General features: G+C 73.1%; 20 protein-coding genes and 1 pseudogene. 17 read left to right on the plus strand and 4 right to left on the minus strand.

The features are described 5' to 3' along the window. Positions 1–45 precede the first annotated feature (45 nt). Complete coding sequence (locus tag ACU436_RS29720; protein WP_459030293.1) at positions 46–804, plus strand: FliA/WhiG family RNA polymerase sigma factor; 759 nt, start codon at positions 46–48, stop codon at positions 802–804. A gap of 123 nt (positions 805–927) precedes the next feature. Here ACU436_RS29720 and ACU436_RS29725 read toward each other — a convergent pair. Beyond that, a pseudogene (locus tag ACU436_RS29725) lies at positions 928–1,902 on the minus strand (M23 family metallopeptidase); the annotation flags it as partial. Here ACU436_RS29725 and rpsB point away from each other — a divergent pair. From rpsB to ACU436_RS29775, 10 genes are all read left to right on the plus strand, one after another. Further along, a complete protein-coding gene (gene rpsB / locus ACU436_RS29730) occupies positions 1,886–2,788 on the plus strand; it encodes a 30S ribosomal protein S2 (protein WP_459030294.1) in 903 nt (300 codons plus the stop codon). The pseudogene ACU436_RS29725 and the gene rpsB overlap by 17 nt on opposite strands. A gap of 42 nt (positions 2,789–2,830) precedes the next feature. Continuing rightward, complete coding sequence (tsf, locus tag ACU436_RS29735) at positions 2,831–3,646, plus strand: translation elongation factor Ts (protein WP_459030295.1); 816 nt, start codon at positions 2,831–2,833, stop codon at positions 3,644–3,646. A 25-nt stretch (positions 3,647–3,671) separates the two neighbouring features. Continuing rightward, a complete protein-coding gene (gene pyrH / locus ACU436_RS29740; protein WP_459030296.1) occupies positions 3,672–4,445 on the plus strand; it encodes a UMP kinase in 774 nt (257 codons plus the stop codon). Further along, entirely contained in the window at positions 4,442–4,999 is a 558-nt protein-coding gene (gene frr / locus ACU436_RS29745) for a ribosome recycling factor (RefSeq protein WP_459030297.1), read from the plus strand. The genes pyrH and frr overlap by 4 nt, the downstream gene beginning before the upstream one ends. 32 nt (positions 5,000–5,031) lie before the next feature. Then, on the plus strand, positions 5,032–5,862 hold the full coding sequence (locus ACU436_RS29750) for a phosphatidate cytidylyltransferase (protein WP_459030298.1): 831 nt from the start codon (positions 5,032–5,034) through the stop codon (positions 5,860–5,862). After that, positions 5,862–6,590 carry a class I SAM-dependent methyltransferase gene (locus ACU436_RS29755; protein WP_459030362.1) on the plus strand — a complete coding sequence of 243 codons (729 nt, stop codon included), beginning with the start codon at positions 5,862–5,864 and terminating at the stop codon, positions 6,588–6,590. Before ACU436_RS29750 ends, ACU436_RS29755 begins: the two co-directional genes overlap by 1 nt. 115 nt (positions 6,591–6,705) lie before the next feature. Continuing rightward, entirely contained in the window at positions 6,706–7,227 is a 522-nt protein-coding gene (locus tag ACU436_RS29760) for a hypothetical protein (protein ID WP_459030299.1), read from the plus strand. A 984-nt stretch (positions 7,228–8,211) separates the two neighbouring features. Continuing rightward, positions 8,212–9,303 carry a hypothetical protein gene (locus ACU436_RS29765; RefSeq protein ID WP_459030300.1) on the plus strand — a complete coding sequence of 364 codons (1,092 nt, stop codon included), beginning with the start codon at positions 8,212–8,214 and terminating at the stop codon, positions 9,301–9,303. Positions 9,304–9,339: 36 nt separating this feature from the next. After that, positions 9,340–10,446 (plus strand): 23S rRNA (adenine(2503)-C(2))-methyltransferase RlmN, encoded by a 1,107-nt coding sequence (gene rlmN, locus ACU436_RS29770; RefSeq protein WP_459030301.1) that lies wholly within the window; start codon positions 9,340–9,342, stop codon positions 10,444–10,446. Between the two features lie 63 nt (positions 10,447–10,509). After that, positions 10,510–11,127: a YczE/YyaS/YitT family protein gene (locus ACU436_RS29775; RefSeq protein ID WP_459030302.1), complete on the plus strand. Its 618-nt coding sequence runs from the start codon at positions 10,510–10,512 to the stop codon at positions 11,125–11,127. Here ACU436_RS29775 and ACU436_RS29780 read toward each other — a convergent pair. Next, complete coding sequence (locus tag ACU436_RS29780; protein ID WP_459030303.1) at positions 11,120–12,187, minus strand: ATP-dependent DNA ligase; 1,068 nt, start codon at positions 12,185–12,187, stop codon at positions 11,120–11,122. The genes ACU436_RS29775 and ACU436_RS29780 overlap by 8 nt on opposite strands. A gap of 50 nt (positions 12,188–12,237) precedes the next feature. On the opposite strand from ACU436_RS29780, the gene ACU436_RS29785 reads away from it, so the two are divergent. From ACU436_RS29785 to ACU436_RS29800, 4 genes are all read left to right on the plus strand, one after another. Next, a complete protein-coding gene (locus ACU436_RS29785) occupies positions 12,238–12,780 on the plus strand; it encodes a MarR family winged helix-turn-helix transcriptional regulator (RefSeq protein WP_459030304.1) in 543 nt (180 codons plus the stop codon). Beyond that, positions 12,773–13,603, plus strand: coding sequence for an EamA family transporter (locus ACU436_RS29790; RefSeq protein ID WP_459030305.1), 831 nt, complete (start codon positions 12,773–12,775; stop codon positions 13,601–13,603). The genes ACU436_RS29785 and ACU436_RS29790 overlap by 8 nt, the downstream gene beginning before the upstream one ends. Before the next feature lie 732 nt (positions 13,604–14,335). Beyond that, on the plus strand, positions 14,336–14,893 hold the full coding sequence (gene mug / locus ACU436_RS29795; protein WP_459030306.1) for a G/U mismatch-specific DNA glycosylase: 558 nt from the start codon (positions 14,336–14,338) through the stop codon (positions 14,891–14,893). Positions 14,894–15,049: 156 nt separating this feature from the next. After that, positions 15,050–15,289: an amidohydrolase family protein gene (locus tag ACU436_RS29800; protein ID WP_459030307.1), complete on the plus strand. Its 240-nt coding sequence runs from the start codon at positions 15,050–15,052 to the stop codon at positions 15,287–15,289. A gap of 11 nt (positions 15,290–15,300) precedes the next feature. On the opposite strand, the gene ligD is transcribed toward ACU436_RS29800, so the two are convergent. Together ligD and ACU436_RS29810 are read right to left on the minus strand one after the other, a co-directional pair. Then, positions 15,301–16,269, minus strand: coding sequence for a non-homologous end-joining DNA ligase (gene ligD, locus ACU436_RS29805; protein ID WP_459030308.1), 969 nt, complete (start codon positions 16,267–16,269; stop codon positions 15,301–15,303). A 5-nt stretch (positions 16,270–16,274) separates the two neighbouring features. Next, positions 16,275–16,541 carry a DUF2631 domain-containing protein gene (locus tag ACU436_RS29810; RefSeq protein ID WP_459030309.1) on the minus strand — a complete coding sequence of 89 codons (267 nt, stop codon included), beginning with the start codon at positions 16,539–16,541 and terminating at the stop codon, positions 16,275–16,277. Between the two features lie 68 nt (positions 16,542–16,609). On the opposite strand from ACU436_RS29810, the gene dxr reads away from it, so the two are divergent. Further along, a complete protein-coding gene (dxr, locus tag ACU436_RS29815) occupies positions 16,610–17,779 on the plus strand; it encodes a 1-deoxy-D-xylulose-5-phosphate reductoisomerase (protein ID WP_459030310.1) in 1,170 nt (389 codons plus the stop codon). Then, positions 17,776–19,071 (plus strand): M50 family metallopeptidase, encoded by a 1,296-nt coding sequence (locus ACU436_RS29820; protein WP_459030311.1) that lies wholly within the window; start codon positions 17,776–17,778, stop codon positions 19,069–19,071. Before dxr ends, ACU436_RS29820 begins: the two co-directional genes overlap by 4 nt. Positions 19,072–19,086: the final 15 nt, after the last annotated feature.

Genomic DNA, 19,086 nt, shown 5'->3' on the forward strand with positions numbered 1-19,086 from the left:
TCTGCGCAGCTCAGAACGATACCGCCGGCTACGGTCAGCGCCCCGGTGCTGCCCGTAGCGGTCCCGGCGACGTCCGTGGAGGAACTCTGGTCGGCCTACCTGGCCCAGCCGTCCCCAGTGCTGCGTGACCGGCTCGTCGTGCACTACACGCCGCTGCTGCGGGCGGTGGCGCACCGGCTCGGGAGCGCGTTGCCCTCCTACGTCGATGTGGCCGACCTGGTGCAGTGCGGCGTGTTCGGGCTCATCGACGCGGTGGAGCGGTTCGACCCCGAGCGGAGCCCGCGGTTCGAGAACTACGCCGTGTCGCGCATTCGCGGTGCGATCCTCGACGAGCTGCGCGCGCAGGACTGGGTGCCGCGGACCGTGCGCGGGCGCGTCCGCGATCTGGAGCGCGCGCAGGAGCGGCTGGAAGGGCGGCTCCAGCGGGCCGCCACCGATGGCGAGCTCGCCCAGGAGCTGGGCCTGCCGGTGCGGGAGGTGCGGGCGCTCGGGCGGCAGGTGCAGCTGATCAGCGTTGAGGCACTGGACGAGAACAGCGGCGGGGTGTCGGAGGTCCTGGCCGACGACCGCGCGCCCGACCCGATGGCCGTGGTGCAGTCGGCCGAGACGCTCCGCCAGCTCGCGTTCGCGGTGGCGCAGCTCGAGGAGCGGGACCGTGACGTCGTGCGCCTCTACTACCTGGAGAACCGCACGCTCGCCGAGATCGGGCGGGTGCTCGGGGTGACCGAGTCGCGGGTGTGCCAGCTGCACACCCGGCTGGTGGGGCGCCTGCGGGGCCGGCTGGAGGAGCTCGCGACGGGCTGAGCCGGCCGCGGCAGTGCCGGTGCCGGCGGGCCACGGGCCGGTGTCCGGCACGGGCAGCAGCCGCACCTCGGGCGGGCGCACGAGCACGAGCGGGTCCAGGTACTCCCGGGGCCCGCGCCGCACCCCCCAGTGCAGGCAGGCCGCCGCGGCGCAGCCGGGGTGGCCGGGCTCCAGCAACCCGAGCACGTCGCCTGCCCCGACCACGGCGCCCGCGCGGACCGTGGGGCGCACCGGTTCGTACGTGGTGCGCAGCCCGTCGTCGTGGTCGACGGACACCACGCCGCGGCCGGCGACCGCCCCGGCGAACACGACGGTGCCGGCGCGGGCCGCGAGCACCGGCCCGCCGGCGGTGCCCACGAGGTCGACACCCCGGTGGCCGCGCCCGTACGGATGGGGCGGTGCCCGGAAGCGCGCACCGATCGCGGGGACCGGCGGGAGCGGCCAGGCGTACTTCGCCCCCGGGGCGGGGATCCCGGGCCCGCCGGGCGGCGCGGGTGGGTCCGGTGGGGCGAATCGCGCCGGCCGATCGGGCCGCGACGCGTCGGCGCGGGCAGCGGGCGTGACGGGCGTTGGCGCCGGCGCGGGGAGCACCGCCGCGAGCAGCGTCCCCCCGAGCAGCACCGCCGCGCCGACGGTGGCGACCAGCGCGCGGCGTGCCCGCCCGGCGCCGCGGGGACCGGATGGTCGTCGCCCCGGCAACGCCCGACCGACGGCGCTGGTCATGAACCCCGCCCACGTACGCCGCCTCGTGCCGCCCATGGCCTCAGCCTGGTGGCGGACGGGGCGGTGGGGGTGGTGCGGGCCGGTTCGGTGGATGGCTCGGGGTCGAGGTGGACAACCATGGGATGCACCGTCGGGCGTCTCGTGCCCGCGGCGTACACTCGATCTGCATCTCGACAGCGTTGAGGTGACTTCGCGCGTGCGCGCACCCGTCTCGAGCGGGAGCGGTGGACGGGCGGTCCCGGTCCTCCCGGGCCCGGCCACCGGCGCCACGTCAGGGCGGTGCCGCCGACCGGCGCTCCGCGAAACCGCACGCGTGGCCGTTCGGCGGTCGCGCCTGATGAGAGGGTGAGTACCGGCCGTGGCCGTCGTCACCATGAAGCAGTTGCTGGATTCCGGTGTGCACTTCGGGCACCAGACCCGCCGCTGGAACCCGAAGATGAAGCGCTACATCCTCACCGAGCGCAACGGCATCTACATCATCGACCTGCAGCAGACCCTGTCGTACATCGACCGGGCCTACGAGTTCGTCCGCGAGACCGTCGCCCACGGCGGCACGGTCATGTTCGTCGGCACGAAGAAGCAGGCGCAGGAGGCCATCGCCGACGAGGCGGGCCGGGTCAACATGCCCTACGTCAACCAGCGCTGGCTGGGCGGCATGCTCACCAACTTCCAGACCGTGCACAAGCGCCTGCAGCGCCTCAAGGAGCTGGAGTCGATGGAGCAGACGGGGGGCTTCGAGGGTCGCACCAAGAAGGAGATCCTCATGCTCACCCGCGAGAAGGACAAGCTCGAGAAGACCCTCGGCGGCATCCGGGACATGGCGAAGGTGCCGAGCGCGGTCTGGGTGGTGGACACCAAGAAGGAGCACATCGCCGTCGGTGAGGCCCGCAAGCTGGGCATCCCGGTGGTCTCCATCCTGGACACCAACTGCGACCCCGACGAGGTCGACTTCCCGATCCCGGGCAACGACGACGCGATCCGGTCCGCCGCGCTGCTCACAAAGGTGATCGCCCGCGCCGCGGCCGACGGCCTGATGCAGCGCTCGCAGCGGTCGCGCGGATCCGAGGGCGAGGAGAAGCCGGAGGCCGGCGTCGGCACCGACGAGCCGCTGGCGGAGTGGGAGCAGAACCTGCTCGCCGAGGGTGCCGGGTCCGACGGTGCCAGCCTCACCGCCGCGGTCCAGGCTGCGGAGGCGCCGAACCCGGCCGCCGAGCCCGCGCCGGCGACCACCAGCAACGGCACCCAGCAGACCGCGGGCTGACGCCCCGCACACCTCCCGAAAAGAACGGACGAAGCAGGCACCATGGCGAACTACACCGCCGCCGACGTCAAGAAGCTCCGGGACCTGACCGGTTCCGGGATGATGGACTGCAAGAAGGCGCTCGAGGAGTCCGAGGGCGAGTTCGACAAGGCGGTCGAGCTGCTGCGCATCAAGGGCGCCAAGGACGTGGGCAAGCGCGCGGGCCGGGAGACGGCCAACGGGCTGGTCGCGGCCGAGGGCGGCACCATGATCGAGCTGAACAGCGAGACCGACTTCGTCGCCAAGAGCGACGACTTCCAGGCGCTCGCCGCCAAGATCCTCCGGATCGCGGTGGACCAGGCGCCCGCCGACCTGGACGCGCTGAAGAAGGCCTCGCTCGACGGTGCCACCGTCGAGGAGGCCGTGCAGGCGCTCTCGGTCCGCATCGGCGAGAAGCTCGAGCTCAAGCGCTACATCCACGTCGACGGGCCGGTGGCGCTGTACCTGCACCGCCGGGCGTCGGACCTGCCGCCGGCCATCGGTGCGTTGGTGGGGTACGAGGGTGCGAGCGACGAGGCCGCCAAGAGCGTGGCCATGCACATCGCCGCGGCTCGGCCGCAGTACACCACCCGCGACCAGGTCCCGGGTGACGTGCTGGAGAACGAGCGCCGCATCGCGGAGGCCACCGCCCGCGAGGAGGGCAAGCCCGAGCAGGTGCTGCCCCGCATCGTCGAGGGCCGGATCAACGGCTTCTACAAGGACGTCGTGCTGCTGGAGCAGCCGTCGGTCCACGAGCCGAAGAAGACGGTGAAGGCCCTCCTCGACGAGGCAGGTGTCACCGTCCGCGAGTTCGCCCGCTTCGAGGTCGGCCAGGCCTGAGCCGGCCGGCGGACGAGACGACGCGATGACCACTCCACGGATCGGCTCCGACGGATCCAGCCCCGGATATCGCCGTGTGCTGCTCAAGCTGGGCGGCGAGATGTTCGGCGGCGGGGCCGTCGGGGTCGACCCGGGAGTGGTCGAGACCGTCGCACACCAGATCGCCGAGGTCGTCTCCACCGGCGCGCAGGTGGCGGTGGTGATCGGCGGCGGCAACTTCTTCCGCGGCGAGGAGTTGCAGCAGCGTGGCATGGACCGCGCGCGGGCCGACTACATGGGCATGCTCGGCACTGTCATGAACTGCCTCGCGCTGCAGGATTTCCTGGAGCGCGAGAACCACGTGGAGACGCGGGTCCAGACGGCCATCACGATGGGCCAGGTGGCGGAGGCCTACATCCCGCGCCGCGCCATCCGGCACCTCGAGAAGGGCCGGGTCGTGATCTTCGGCGCGGGTGTCGGCATGCCCTACTTCTCCACCGACACCGCGGGCGCGCAGCGCGCCCTGGAGATCGGGGCCGAGGTCGTCCTGATGGCGAAGGGCGTCGACGGGGTGTTCACGGCCGATCCGAAGCTCGACCCCGGCGCGAAGCTGTACGACGAGATCACCCATCGCGAGGTGCTCGAGCAGGGGTTGAAGGTCGCCGACGCCACCGCTTTCAGCCTCTGCATGGACAACAAGATGCCGATCATCGTGTTCAACCTGCTCGTCGAGGGGAACATCGCACGAGCGGTGCGGGGTGAGAGGATCGGCACCCTGGTCAGCACCCAGGAGTTTGCGGAAAGTAGGGATACGCCGTGATCGACGAGACGCTCTTCGACGCCGAGGAGAAGATGGAGAAGGCCGTCGCCGTCGCGAAGGACGACCTCGCCTCGGTCCGCACCGGCCGCGCCAACGCGAACATGTTCTCGCGGGTGCTCGTCGACTACTACGGCTCGATGACCCCGATCAACCAGCTCGCCTCGATCAACGTGCCCGAGGCCCGCATGGCGGTCATCAAGCCCTATGACGCCGGCCAGCTCAAGTCCATCGAGACCGCCATCCGCAACTCCGACCTCGGGCTCAACCCGGGCAATGACGGGCAGATCATCCGCGTGATCATCCCGCAGCTGTCCGAGGAGCGGCGCCGGGAGATGGTGAAGGTGGCGCGCGGCAAGGGTGAGGACGCCCGCGTCACGATCCGCAGCGTCCGCCGCAAGGCCATGGACGAGTTGCACCGCATCGTCCGCGACGGCGAGGCGGGCGAGGACGAGGTCGGCCGCGCGGAGAAGGAGCTGCAGGGCACCACGGACCGGTACGTGCACCAGGTCGACGAACTGGTCAAGCACAAGGAAACCGAGCTGCTCGAAGTCTGACGTTGACCGCCTCCTCCTCCCACACCACGGCGATGGTGCCTCCGGCCGGCCGGCCGTCCCGGGCCGGACGCGATCTGGTCGCAGCCATCACCGTCGGTGTCGGCATGGGCGTCGTCATCCTGGTGTCGCTGCTCGTGGAGCGGCATTTCTTCATCGGGGTGCTGGCCGTCGCCACCGCGGTGGCCACGTGGGAGTTGGCCGGTGCGCTGCGCCGGGGCGCCGACATCGAGGTGCCGCTGCCGATCCTGCTCGCGGGTGGGCAGGCGATGGTCTGGCTGTCGTGGCCGTTCCGGCTGCAGGGGCTCGCGGTGGCGTTCGCGGTCACGGCGCTCGCGGTGCTGCTCTGGCGGTTGCGTGCGGGCGCGGCGCACTACGTCCGGGACGTCACGGCGGGCGTGTTCACGGCGGCCTACGTCCCGCTGTTCTGCTCGTTCGCGGTCCTGCTGGTCGTGGCGGATGACGGGCTCGCCCGCGTGCTCACCTTCCTGATCTGCGGGGTGGCCTCCGACGTCGGCGGGTACGCGTCGGGCGTCCTGCTGGGCCGCCACCCGATGGCCCCGACGATCAGCCCCAAGAAGTCGTGGGAGGGCTTCGGCGGGTCGCAGCTGGCCGGCATGGTGGCGGGTGCGCTGTGCGTGCACCTGATGCTGGGTGGGCAGTGGTGGGCGGGCGCGATCACCGGGGCGCTGCTCGTCACCTGCGCCACGCTCGGCGACCTCATCGAGTCGATGGTCAAGCGCGATCTCGGCATCAAGGACATGGGCGCCCTGCTGCCGGGCCACGGTGGCCTCCTGGACCGGATGGACTCCCTGCTGCCCACCGCGGTCGTCGCCTGGGCGCTGCTCAGCATCGTCGCCCCGTGATCCGCGGGTACCGCCACCTCGTCGGTGTCGAGCCCGACGCGGCGATCCCGAGCCCCAACATCTGGAACTGGCCCGACGTCTACGAGCGCGAGAACCGCGCGCAGGATGCCGAGGGCGCGATCTGGGCCGCGCTGCGCGAGGCCGTGCCGTGGGCGGGCGCCGACGTGCTGGACGTCGGGTGCGGCGACGGTTTCCACCTGCCGGTGTTCGCCGCCGGGGCCGCGTCGGTGACCGGGGTCGAGCCCCACGCCGGCCTGGTGGAGCGTGCGCGCGAGCGGATGGGCGGCCGGGCCGCCGTGTACCGGGCGGGTGCGGCGGCGCTCCCGTTGCCGGACGGGAGCGTGGACGTCGTGCACGCGCGCACCGCCTACTTCTTCGGGCCCGGCTGCGAGCCGGGGCTGGTCGAGGCCCAGCGGGTGCTGCGCCCGGGCGGAGCGATCGCGATCGTCGACCTCGACGCCACCGTTCCGCCGTACGGCGACTGGATGCGCGCCGACCTCCCGCGCTACCGGTCGGACCGGGTCGAGGGGTTCTTCGAACGGCAAGGCTTCTCGATGCGCCGCATCCCGACGACGTGGCGGTTCGCGGACCGGGACACGCTCGAGGCGGTGCTGCGCATCGAGTTCTCCCGGGCCGTCGCGGAGCGCGCGGTCGCCGCGACCACCGGGACCGTGCTGCCTGTCGGCTACCGGCTGCACGTCCGCCGCAAGGAGACCTTCCGCTCCTAGGTGCGAGCGATCGTGCCGTTCGGTCCACTTTCGCCCGGCGAGCCGGTGAGGCTGCGTGGACACCCCACTGGCGGGTGCCCTGAACCTCGCGGTGCGCCGTCGCTACCGTGGGTTCATGCGTGTGCCCTACTTCGAGCCGATCGTCGGCGCGGCGTGGTGGACGATCGGTGCGGCGGCGCTCGACGCGGGCCTCGGCACGGTCGTCTCGGCCGCCGGGTTGGGCGTCACCGGCGTGCTCGTGATGGCCCTGCGCAGCCGCTACGGGCCGGGTGAGCCGCTACGGCGAGGTGGCCGCAGCCGGTTCCTGCGGCTGCTGGGCGTCACGGCCGCGCTGGTGGCGGTCGCCGTCGTTGCGCTCGGGAGGCTGTCGTGGGGTGAGCTCGCCGTTCCGGTGGCCGCGGCCATGATCGGCGTCGCCGTGATGATGCTGTCCTCCCAGTTGGACGAGCGGTCCCTGCTCGCGTTGGGGGGCGCGGTGATGGTGCTCGGTGCGGCGGGGGCGCTGTTCGCGCTCAGCTCGGCGGGCGGTCTGTACCCGCAGGGCGTGGTGGGGCTCGCCGCCGGCGCGTTGTTCTGGTTGACGAGCGCGCACCGCGCGGGGCTGCTGGCGGAGGTGCGGTACCGGGCGCGGCGCTAGCCGCACCGACGAACCGTCCGAGTACGCCTCGGTACGAGGCCGGCTCGTCGGCGCACCCAGCGGAAACCTGGATCCGCCGATTTATGCACCGGACTTCCGGTTCGGGACACTGGGCGGCGAGCCGCCCCAGGTGGAGCAAACGGCACCCTCGCACGCTGGATGAGTAAGTCCGAACTCGACGGTTGGCGGCTGATCGGTCCTGCGGGGCGGGGACGGCTGCTTGGGCGCGGCGTTCCCGGCTCGCCGGTTCTGCCCCGGCGCCCGCACCCGGACCCCGCGCGGACGTCAGCCGGGATCGCCACCAACCTCTCGCGCGTGGGGTGGCCGGGTGGGCACAACCGCCGGACCCGGTGGCCGGGACATGAGCCGCACCCCGAGGGTGTTGCCGAATCGGCCGCGGCGGCGTTCGGCGATCAAGGCGAAATGGTTGCTAGTCGATCTTCAACAGCGACCATCATCCCTTGATCGACGCGCTGACCTGCCGTTATCGGGAGCACATCGTCGTTGCCACAAGACGGGGACGGTCTCGTCCTGACGGGCGTGCCAGAGGGTCGGGGACGGCCGCCCACCCGGCCACGGGTCCGGTAGTTGTGCCCACCCGGCCACCGCACACACGGGCAGGGGCGGGGGAAGGCCGGCGACCGCATGCGGGACCGGGTCGAGGTTGCTGGGGCAGCCGGTCACCGGCCGGGTACGGCGCGCCCACCGCAACGTTTCATGGTCACGTCGACCCCTTGCGTTTCCGATCAAGGGGGCAAGACCCATGGCGTCGACTTGACCATGCATTGCGGTGGGTCGGTCGGTCGCCGGCAGTCTCATGATCGCCGTAAGCGGTCGTGGTGCGAGCGATCGCGCCGATCGCACCACCGACGCTGCGCGCGAAGGTTCGTGGGCGCCCATCAGCGACGCGATCCCCCTGCCGGGGGAGCGGGATCCCGCCGCGCCGGGAGGATCGGGATCGCCGATCGGCGGATCGTCCCGGGCATGGACATCGCTTCCGGGTCGAGCGCCCGCGCGTCGACCCTGCCGGTCGTCGCGGCCGCCTGGTCCGCTCTCACCGTCGCGCTCGGGCTGTGGTGGTGGTTGCGCCCCGCGCGGTACCCGTTCACGCCCGATCCGGCGAACACGACCGGGACGGTGCTCGATCTCGTGCCACCGGCCGTGGTGCCGCCGGCGCTGGTCTGGGCCGGGCTCGTGGGGCTGGGTGTTGCCGCGCTCGCGCGGACGGGGCGGGCGCGGGGCCTCGTCGTGGGTGTGGCGGCCGCGTGGGTGCTGGTCTTCGGGCTCGCCGTGCCGGGTTTCCGGCCGCTGACGCTCGTGGGGTACCTGATGGCGATGTTCGGGCCGGTCGTGCTGTTCGCCACGGTGCTCGCCGGGGCGTGGCGCCGGCGGGGCAGGCCGGTGGCGGTCGGGGTGTTCGTCCTGGTCGGAGTGCTGGCCTGGGTCACCGGGATCGCCGACGGCGACGTGTTGCGCCGCTACCTGGGCGTCATCGGTGCCACGGTGCACCTCGCGGGCCCGTCGGTGGTCAGCGCGTCCTTCCTGGGCGGCGCCCTGGTGTGGGGCGTGCTGGGCGCCCGCAGCGCGCTCCGCGGCCGGACGGGCCGTCCCGGGTGGGCGCACCCGGAGGCCGCGGCGCGGTGGGGGAGGGTCGCCACGGTCGTCGCTGCGCTGTGCGCGCTGCCGTACGGCCTGCTGCGGATGACCTGGCTGACACCATGGCCGTTCGGCATGGATCCCGCCGAGTTCGCGGCCGCGCCGGAGATGCGGCTGCACGGTCTGCTGCTCGGGCTCGCCGCCCTCGCCGGAGCGGTGCTGACGACGGGCCTGGTGGCGCGGTGGGGCGAGGTCTGGCCGCGGTGGGTGCCGGTGGTCCGCGGGCGGCCGGTGCCGCCGGCCGCGGCGGTCGTGCCCGGCGGGGTGGTGGCCGCGCTGTTCACCGTCGCCGCGGCCCCGATGATGATCTTGATGATCGGCTCGGGTGAGCTGTGGGGCCTGGTCGTGTTCCCGTTCGCCGTGTGGGGACCGGCCCTCGGGATCGCCGTGCTCGGATACGCCCTTCGGCGGACGTGCTGAAGCAGCTCCGGTAGCCGCTGGCACAATCGAGGGGTCATGACTGCCCTTCCCCTCGTGTTCGACGCGCCGCGGCGCGCCCTGCCACCGCGCCATCTCGCCGACCTCGACCCCGCCGACCGCCGGGCCGCGGTCGGCGAGCTCGGGCTTCCCGGCTTCCGCGCCGACCAGCTCGCCCGCCACTATTTCGGCCGGTTCACCGCGGACGTCGACGCGATGACCGACCTGCCTGCGGCCGCCCGCGACACCCTGCGGGACCTGCTGCCGCCCCTGGTCGTGCCCGTGCTCGAGCAGGCGTGTGACGACGGCGCCACCCGCAAGACCCTCTGGAAGGGCCACGACGGCACGCGCGCCGAGTCGGTGCTGATGGGCTACCCGGACCGCGCCACCGTGTGCGTGTCCAGCCAGGCCGGCTGCGGGATGGCCTGCCCGTTCTGCGCCACCGGGCAGGGCGGGTTGGAGCGCAACCTGTCCACCGGGGAGATCGTGGAGCAGGTGCGCCAGGCTGCGGCCGCGGCGCGGGACGGCGCGCTGGGCGCCCCGATGCGGCTGTCCAACGTGGTGTTCATGGGGATGGGCGAACCGCTCGCCAACTACAAGCGCGTGGTGGCGGCCGTGCGGCGGATCACGGAGCCGTCGCCGGACGGCCTCGGGATCTCCGCGCGTGGCGTCACCGTCTCCACGGTGGGGTTGGTGCCGGCGATCGACAGGCTGACCGCCGAGGGCCTCCCGGTCACCCTCGCCGTGTCGCTGCACACCCCCGACGACGAGCTGCGCGACACGCTCGTGCCCGTCAACAACCGCTGGAAGGTCGCGGAGGTCCTGGACGCCGCGCGGCGCTACGCGCAGACCACGGGCCGGCGGGTGTCGATCGAGTACGCGCTGATCCGCGACGTCAACGACCACGCGTGGCGCGCCGACCTGCTCGGGAAGCTGCTGCGCCAGCACGTGGGGCACTCCCGCGTGCACGTCAACCTCATCCCGCTCAACCCCACGCCGGGCAGCAAGTGGGACGCATCGCCGCGCCGGGTGCAGGACGAGTTCGTGGCGCGGGTGCAGGCCGCCGGCGTCGCGTGCACGGTGCGCGACACCCGCGGCCGCGAGATCGCGGCCGCCTGCGGGCAGCTCGCCGCCTCGGAGGCCTGAGGCCGGCTGCCGCCCTGCCGAGCTCCGGGTCCCCGGAGCCGTTCGTACCCGTGAAGGAGCCCCGTGTCCTCCCGCGTCCCCGCCCGCCTGCTGCAGTTCGTCGTCGGGGTGGCCCTCTGCGCCGTGGCGGTGTGGGCGTCGGTCCAGGCGGGCCTGGGCGTGTCGCCGTGGGACACGCTGCACGGTGGGCTGAGCGCGCGGCTGGGGGTGTCGTTCGGTGCGGCCGTGACCGCGGTGGGCCTGCTGGTCCTCGTGGTGTCCTGGACGCTGGGCGTGCGTCCCGGGGTGGGCACGCTGGTGAACATCCTCGTGATCGGCTGGTCCCTGGACGCGCTACTGGCGACGTCGTGGCTCGACGGCCTCCGGGATGGGCCGATCGCGGTGCGGGGGCTGGTGCTGGCCGCGGCCGTGGTGGTGCTCGGGGTCGGGGGTGCGCTCTACATCGGCGCCGGCCTCGGCGCCGGGCCGCGGGACAGCCTGATGGTGGCCTGCCACCGGCGCGGCCTGCCGATCGGCGCGTCCCGCTGCGCGATCGAGCTGATGGTCGTGCTCGTGGGCTGGCTGCTCGGCGGCCCGGTCGGGGTCGGCACCCTGGTCCTGGCGCTGGGGACCGGACCGGTGATGCAGGTCGCCTTCCGGCTCCTGCGCCGGCAGCCGGTGCGCGCCCCTCGGCCTACTTGACGTTCAGCACGTCGGCCAGGTCGAACTTGACCGGCCGCTCGAGCTGCTCGTAGGTGCACGACTCGGGGTCGCGGTCCGGGCGCCAGCGCACGAACTGCGCGGTGTGGCGGAACCGGTCGCCTTCCATGTAGTCGTAGCGGACCTCGACCACGCGCTCCGGGCGCAGCGGCACGAACGACAGGTCCTTGCCCGCGTTCCACCGGCTGGTCTCGTTCTTGCGCGGGGTGCGCTCGCCCTGCTGGTGCGCCGCCCAGTTCCACGGGTGCTCGTCGAACGTGGTGACGAGCGGCTGCATCTCGGTCAGCAGCGACCGGCGGGTGGCCATCGGGAAGGCCCCGACGACGCCGATCGAGTTGAGCACTCCCCGGTCGTCGTAGAGACCGAGCAACAGCGAGCCCAGGGCGTCCGGGCCGGACTTGTGCACCCGGTAGCCGGCCACCACGCAGTCGGCCGTGCGCTCGTGCTTGATCTTGCTCAGCACGCGCTTGTCCGGCTGGTAGGGCAGATCGAGCTTCTTCGCGATCAGCCCGTCGAGCCCGGCGCCCTCGAACTGCTCGAACCACTGCCGTGCGACGTCCACGTCGCGCGTGACCGGCGTGAGGTGGACCGGCGGCGCGGCGTCGGCGAACGCCTTCTCCAGCAGCGCGCGGCGTTCCCCGAACGGCCGCTGGGTGAGGTCCTCGTCGCCGAGGGCCAGCAGGTCGAACGCGATGAAGCTCGCCGGTGTCTGCCCGGCGAGCAGGTTGACGCGGCTCGCGGCGGGGTGGATGCGTTGCTGAAGCGCGTCGAAGTCGAGGGTGTTGCGGGCGGTGTCGGCCACCACGACCTCCCCGTCGACCACGGCGCGCTCGGGGAAGTTCGCGATGACGGCCTCGACGACCTCGGGGAAGTAGCGCGTCATCGGCCGCTCGTTGCGGCTGCCGATCTCCACGTCGTCGCCGTCGCGGAAGATGATCGAGCGGAACCCGTCCCACTTCGGCTCGTACAGCTGACCGGCGGGGATGTCGCCGATCGGCTTGGCCAGCATCGGCTTGACGGGCGGCATGACCGGGAGCTCCACGGGCGCAAGTCTGCCGCATAACCCGTCGACGTAAAGGGTATGCATGAGTCATGCATGACAAGAGGACGGCGAACCTGCTCGGAGCGACCGCGCTGGCCGTCACGGATCTCGCGCTCGGCGGGGCCACCGCAGCCGCCGGCGTCAGTGGCAGCGGAGCGGCGGCCCTCGTCGTCCTGAGCGCCGACCAGGGGATAAGCGTTACGGAGCTCGGCAGGCGCGTCGGCCTGACGCAGTCGGCGGCGGCGCGGATGGTCGACGCGCTGGAGGCGCGCGGTCTGGTCGAACGCAGGCCGACGCTGGGCAAGTGGGTGGCGGTGCACCCGACGGCCGCGGGCCGCGCGGCCTCGGCGGACCTGCTGGGGGTGCGCGGCGACCGGCTCGCCGCGCTCGTCGACACCCTGCCGCCCGCCGACCAGGAGGCGCTCGCGCGGGTGCTGGAGAAGCTGCTGCGGGCGGTCTACGCCGAGGTCGGCAGCTCGGAGCGCGTCTGCCGGCTGTGCGACCGGCCCTGCTGCACCGAGGCGGGCGCGATCTGCCCGGTGGGCCGGGCCGAGCGGGACGGCGTCCGTGGGCGGGACGGCGCCCGTGGGTGAGGCCCTCGCCCTCGGCGCGGCGCTCTGTTTCGGGATCACCGACTTCGTCAGCGCCCTGCTCGCCCGCCGCGTGCACAGCGCCGCCGTGGCGCTCGTCGCGCAGCTCGGCGGGACGGCGCTGATCCTGGTCGCGGCGGTGCTGGTGCCGGCCCCGACGGTGACGCCGGGCGCGCTCGGCTGGGGTGCCCTGTCCGGCATCGGCACGGGCATCGGCGTCGCGTTCCTGTTCCGCGGCATGGGCATCGGGCAGCTGTCCGTCGTCGTCCCGCTGAGCGACGTCGGCGGCGTCGTCCTCCCGGTGCTGACCGGCGTGCTGCTGCTGGGGGAGCGGCCGTCGGCGCCGTGCTGGCTGGGGATCGTCGCGGCCGCGCCCGCGCTCTGGCTGGTCACGCACGTCGGGCGCGGCCGGCCGACCGCGGAGGGGAGCGTCGTCGGGCTCGTCTCGGGGCTCGGGTTCGCGCTCCAGTTCGTCGCCCTGGTCGCCGTGGACCCCGCCGCCGGGCTCTGGCCGCTGGTCGCGAGCCGCGTCGCCGCCGTCGGCACGATCCTGCCGATGGCGCTCGCCGCGCGCCCGCTGCGGATGCCGCGGCGGTTCGCGCTCGCGGCGGCCGGGAGCGGGGCGGTCGGGACGCTCGCGATCACCTGTTACACGCTCGCCATCCGCGAGCAGCTGCTCGCCGTGGCCGTCGTGCTGGCGGCGTTGTACCCGGTGGTGCCGGTGCTGCTCGGGCTCACCGTCCTGCGGGAGCGGATCACCCGGACCCAGACCGCGGGGCTCGGGCTGGCCGGGGCGGCGGTCGGCCTGATCGCGCTCGCCGGCTAGTAGTACAGCTGTAGATCGTGATCATGTTGCTGGTCGGCGGCGCGGGGCCGATCCCGTCGATGCGCGGGCATGATCCGAAGTATCGGTTGCCCATGGCTGCCCCCACGACAATGGCCAACCGATACTCGCGATCTTGACCGTGACCAGTGGTGGGAGCATCGCGACGCCGGATTTTCATGATCATGACGTCAGCGGGGTGAGGTCTTGCGGGATCGGCCGCCGGTGGGTGCGCCGTGCCCGGCCCGCAGCCCGATCGCCCCGCCCCCTGTGGACCCGGTCCCGGGCGCGGCCACTCCCGTCCCCGCTCCGACCTCGCCCTCGCGGGGTGGTCCGGTGGGCGCCACTACCGTCCCCCAGGGGCACCTGGGCGGCCGTCCCGGACCTACTGGCACGCCAGTTCGCAACGAGACCGCCGCGGTTGACGGCCACTCGACCTGCGGTGGTCGCGGCGCCCAGCCCTGCACTCCCCAGACACCTGGGGCGTCCCCACGAACGACCGCGAGGCCGTCACGATCGGAGCGGCCCCGGGGAACGGCACCGCCGCCGCTCGCACCGCAGGATCCCGTTCACGGACGGGCGTGCCTGCAGGCCGGGGAAGGCCGCCCACGCGATCCCCGGGGGACGGTGGTGACGCCAACCCGGCGCCGGCGGCAGCCTGCGGCCCGCGCCACCGGCGACGCTGCGGCGGGCACCATCACGAACTCCGGCCAGTACTAGCGGGATCATCTACCGGTGCCCCGCTTCACCCGTGCCGAGTTGGACGCCGCGCGCGACCGCACGATCGAGGACGTCCTGCCCGGCCCCGGCGACCCGCCGCTGCGCGTGCTCTTCTGCGGCATCAACCCCGGGCTCCTCTCGGCCGCCACCGGGCACCACTTCGCGCGGCCCGGCAACCGCTTCTGGCCCGCCCTGCACGGCGCCGGCTTCACGCCACGGCTGCTGCGACCCGCCGAGCAGGGGGAGCTGCGCGCGCTCGGGCTGGGCATCACGAACCTGGCGCCACGGGCCACCGCCCGGGCCGACGAGCTGGCCCCGGCGGAGCTGGTGGCGGGCGGTCTGAGGCTACGGGCGCTCGTGGCGCAGTGGCGCCCGCATTGGCTCGCCGTGGTGGGGGTGACGGCCTACCGCACGGCGTTCGGCGAGCCCCGCGCGGCGGTCGGGCCGCAGGAGGAGCGGCTCGGCCGCACCGGGGTGTGGGTGCTGCCCAACCCGAGCGGGCTGAACGCCCACTGGCAGCTCCCGGCGATGACCGCGGAGTACGCCCGCCTCCACGCGGCAGCTCACACATGAACCGTGGTGCCGGCACACCAACTGCAGTTGGTGTGCGAGCGCCGATGTTGGTGTGTGACGGGGCGGGGCGCCTCAGCCGCGGAACAGGAGGGTGCCGGAGCGTTTGGCGCTGCGGTCCGCTCCCTGCGGGCAGAGGGGCGACTGGCCTGCCGGGTCGTGGCGACGTACGAGGCACCCGTCGGCCGGCCGGGCGCTGACGTCGCGGGCTGGACGGCGTCCACCGCCGGCGTCGCCGACGTGATCGGGTGGGCCGACCGGATCGGCTCGATCGAGCCCGGCAAGCTGGCCGACTTCGTCGTGCCGGACCGCGACGTGCTCACCTGCCCGGTCGACGAGATCCGCGAGGCGCGGGTGCTCACGACGGTGCTGGGCGGCGAGACTGTCCACGAGGGGTGAGCGCCCCGGCCTCAGGCGTCGAGATCCTGCGCGTCCTCGTCGTCGGGCGGGGCGTCGCCCTCGTGGGCGTCGCGGTCGGCCCACTCGAGGAGCTCGTCGATCCCGAAGACCGCGTCGTCGATGCCGGCGTGCAGGTCGCCGTGCTCCGCGACGCGGGCCGGGACCGTGGCGATGGTGAAGTCGCGCGGGTCCGCGTCGTCGACCTCGTCCCAGCGGATCGGGGTGGAGACCACGGCCTCGGGCACCCCGCGCACCGAGTAGGCGCAGCGGATGGTGTGGTCGCGGGTGTTCTGGTTGTAGTCGACGAAGATCGACTTGGGGTTGCGGTCCTTGCGCCACCACGTCAGGTCGACGAGGTCGCAGCGGCGGGCGACCTCACGGGCGAACGCGCGCGCGGCGCGCCGGACGTCGGCGAACCCGTGGTCGGGGGCGATCCGCACGTAGACGTGCATGCCCTTGCCGCCCGACGTCTTGGGCCAGCCGGTGGCCCCGAGCTCGTCGAGCACCTCGTGGGCGACGTGCGCGACGCGGCGCACGTCGGCGTAGCTCGACTCCGGCATCGGGTCGAGGTCGATGCGCCACTCGTCGGGCTTCTCGGTGTCGGCGCACCGGGAGTTCCAGGGGTGGAACTCGACGGTGGACATCTGCACCGCCCAGATCACGTCCGCCGGGTGCTGCACGCACAGCTCGTCGGCGGTGCGGTTCCAGCGGGGGAAGTGGATGCGCACGGTCTGCACCCAGTCGGGTGCGCCCTTGGGCAGCCGCTTCTGGTGCACCTTCTCGCCGGTGACGCCGGTGGGGAAGCGGTGCAGCATGCACGGGCGGTCGCGGAGCGCGCGCACGACGCCGTCGGAGACGGACAGGTAGTACCGCGCCAGGTCGAGCTTGGTCTCCCCGCGCGCCGGGAAGTACACCCGGTCGGGGTTGGAGATCCGGACGACGCGGTCGCCGACCTCCAGCTCGACGGCGGACCCGGCCATCGAACTCAGCGCCGCCAGGCGGTGCGCTTGCGGATCGAGTGCATCACGAGCCCGATCGCCATCAGGATCGCGAGCCCGGTGAGCCAGACGTTCGCCGTGTTGTTCGTGAGGTTGTTGTTCGTGAAGTTCATGACGAGGAGGATGAAGACGCTGACCCAGCCGCCGACGACCATCCCGCGCGGGAACCCACCGTGCCAGCCCCACTCGGCCGACGGCTCGTCCTGCGGGTCGACCGCGGGCCGTTGTGCCAGCTCTCGCGAGTTCCGTGCCACCCTGTCCTCCTGATCCGCGGTGCGGGCCTCATCGTCGCACAACACGGCGGCGGGGATGATGGGCGGTGATGACCACTCGCTCCGTCGTCGTGCTGGGATCCACCGGCTCGGTCGGCACGCAGGCACTCGACGTCGTCGCCGCACACCCCGACCGGTTCACGGTCGCGGGTCTCGCGGCGGGCGGCCGTGACCCCGACCTCCTCGTGCGGCAGGTCCGGGAGCACCGCGTGCCCCGGGTCGCCGTGGCCGGCGCCGACGCCGCCGCGCTGCGGGAACGGCTGCCCGGCGTCGAGGTGCTCTCCGGCCCCGACGCCGCGGCGGAGCTCACCACCACCGCCGGCGCCGACACCGTGTTGAACGCGATCACCGGCTCCGTCGGGCTCGGCCCCACCCTCGCGGCTCTCGCCTCGGGGGCGACGTTGGCGCTCGCCAACAAGGAGTCGCTGGTGGCCGGGGGTGCGCTCGTCACGGGCGCGGCGACGCCGGGCCAGATCGTGCCGGTCGACTCCGAGCACTCGGCGCTCGCCCAGTGCCTGCGCGGGGGCCGCGCCGAGGAGGTCGATCGGCTGGTGCTCACCGCCTCGGGCGGCCCGTTCCGCGGCCGGCCGCGCGCCGAACTGGCGGGCGTCACGGTGACCGAGGCGCTCGCGCACCCGACCTGGGTCATGGGCCCCGTCGTCACGATCAACTCGGCCACGCTCGTCAACAAGGGCCTGGAGCTCATCGAGGCCCACCTGCTCTTCGGGGTGCCGTACGACCGGATCGACGTGGCGGTGCACCCGCAGTCCATCGTGCACTCGATGGTGACCTTCGTCGACGGTTCGACGCTCGCCCAGGCCAGCCCGCCGGACATGAAGCTCCCCATCGCGCTGGCGCTCGGCTGGCCGGACCGCCTCCCCGGTGCGGCGCGGCCGTGCCGCTGGGACACCGCGCAGAGCTGGACGTTCGAGCCCCTCGACGACGACGCGCTCCCCGGCGTCCGGCTGGCCCGCGCCGCCGGCACGGCAGGTGGGAGCGTCCCCGCCGTGTTCAACGCAGCGAACGAGGAGGCCGTCGCCGCGTTCGTGACGGGCCGGCTCCCGTTCGTCGGCATCTTCGACGTCCTCGAGCGCGTCCTCGAGGCGGCCGACGCCTGGACCGCGGACCCCGCTACCGTGGCGGACGTGCTGGCTGCGGAGGAGTGGGCGCGGGCGCGCGCGGGTGAGCTCGCCGCCTCGAGGAAGGCGCCACTCTCATGATGTTCGTTCTCGGGATCCTGCTGCTCTTCGCCGGGATCTTGGTCTCGGTGGCCTGGCACGAGCTCGGCCACTACGTCACAGCCAGGAAGTTCGGCATCAAGGTGCCGGAGTTCTTCGTGGGGTTCGGCAAGACGCTGTGGTCGCGCAAGGTGGGCGACACCGAGTTCGGGATCAAGGTGATCCCGCTCGGCGGCTACATCCGCATGATCGGAATGCTGCCGCCCGCCAAGGGCGAGACGCTGGGCCGCAGCCGCCGCACCGGCCCCTTCCAGGGCCTCATCGACGACGCCCGGCACCAGTCGGCGATGGACGTGCGGCCCGAGGACGCGGACCGGCAGTTCTACACCCGCGCGCCGTGGAAGCGGATCGTCGTGATGGCGGCGGGGCCGTTCCAGAACCTGATCCTCGCCATCTTCCTGTTCGCGATCGCGATCATGGGGATCGGCGTTCCGACGAGCAGCACCACGATCGCGACGGTCAGCGAGTGCGTCCTGCCCGCCACGGCACCGCAGACGGAGCAGTGCCCGGCGGACGCCGCGCCGAGCCCGGCCGCGGCGGCCGGAGTGCTGCCGGGCGACAAGATCGTCGCCTTCAACGGCACGCCGGTGGCCGACAACGACTGGCGCTCCCTGCAGGAGGCCATCCGGGTCGCCTCCGGCACGGTGACGATCACCGTGGAGCGCGCAGGACAGCGCCTGGACCTCACCCCCAGCCTGATCCGCACCGAAGCCCTGGACCTGAACGACCCGGAGCGGGTCGTCGAGGTGAGCTTCCTCGGGGTCACGCCGGTGCCGACCATCGCGCCGCAGGGGCCGGGCGCCGTGGTCGTGGCGGTCGGCGACGTCATCGTCCGCACGGGGCAGGCGATCATCAACCTGCCGGAGCGGCTGCCGAACCTGTTCGGCTCGGCCTTCCTCGGCGCCGAACGGGACCAGAACGGGCCGGTCGGCATCGTGGGCGTGTCCCGGATCGGGGGCGAGTTCCTGGCCTCCGACGACTTCACCGCCACGCAGCAGGTGCTGTTCCTGCTCAACCTGCTGGCGCTGGTGAACATCTCGCTGTTCCTGTTCAACATGCTGCCGCTGCCCCCGCTCGACGGCGGGCAGATCTTCCCCGCGGTGTGGGAGGCGGTGAAGAAGCGCATCGCGCGGTTGCGCGGCAAGCCCGACCCCGGCCCGGTGGACGCGGCCAAGCTGCTACCGATCGCCTACATGGTGGCGCTGCTGTTCATCGGGTGGAGCGCGATCCTGCTGGTAGCGGACGTCGTCAACCCGATCCAGCTGCCCTTCTGACCCGGTTCGGGCCGG

This window comes from Pseudonocardia wallangbongensis (assembly GCF_054486945.1).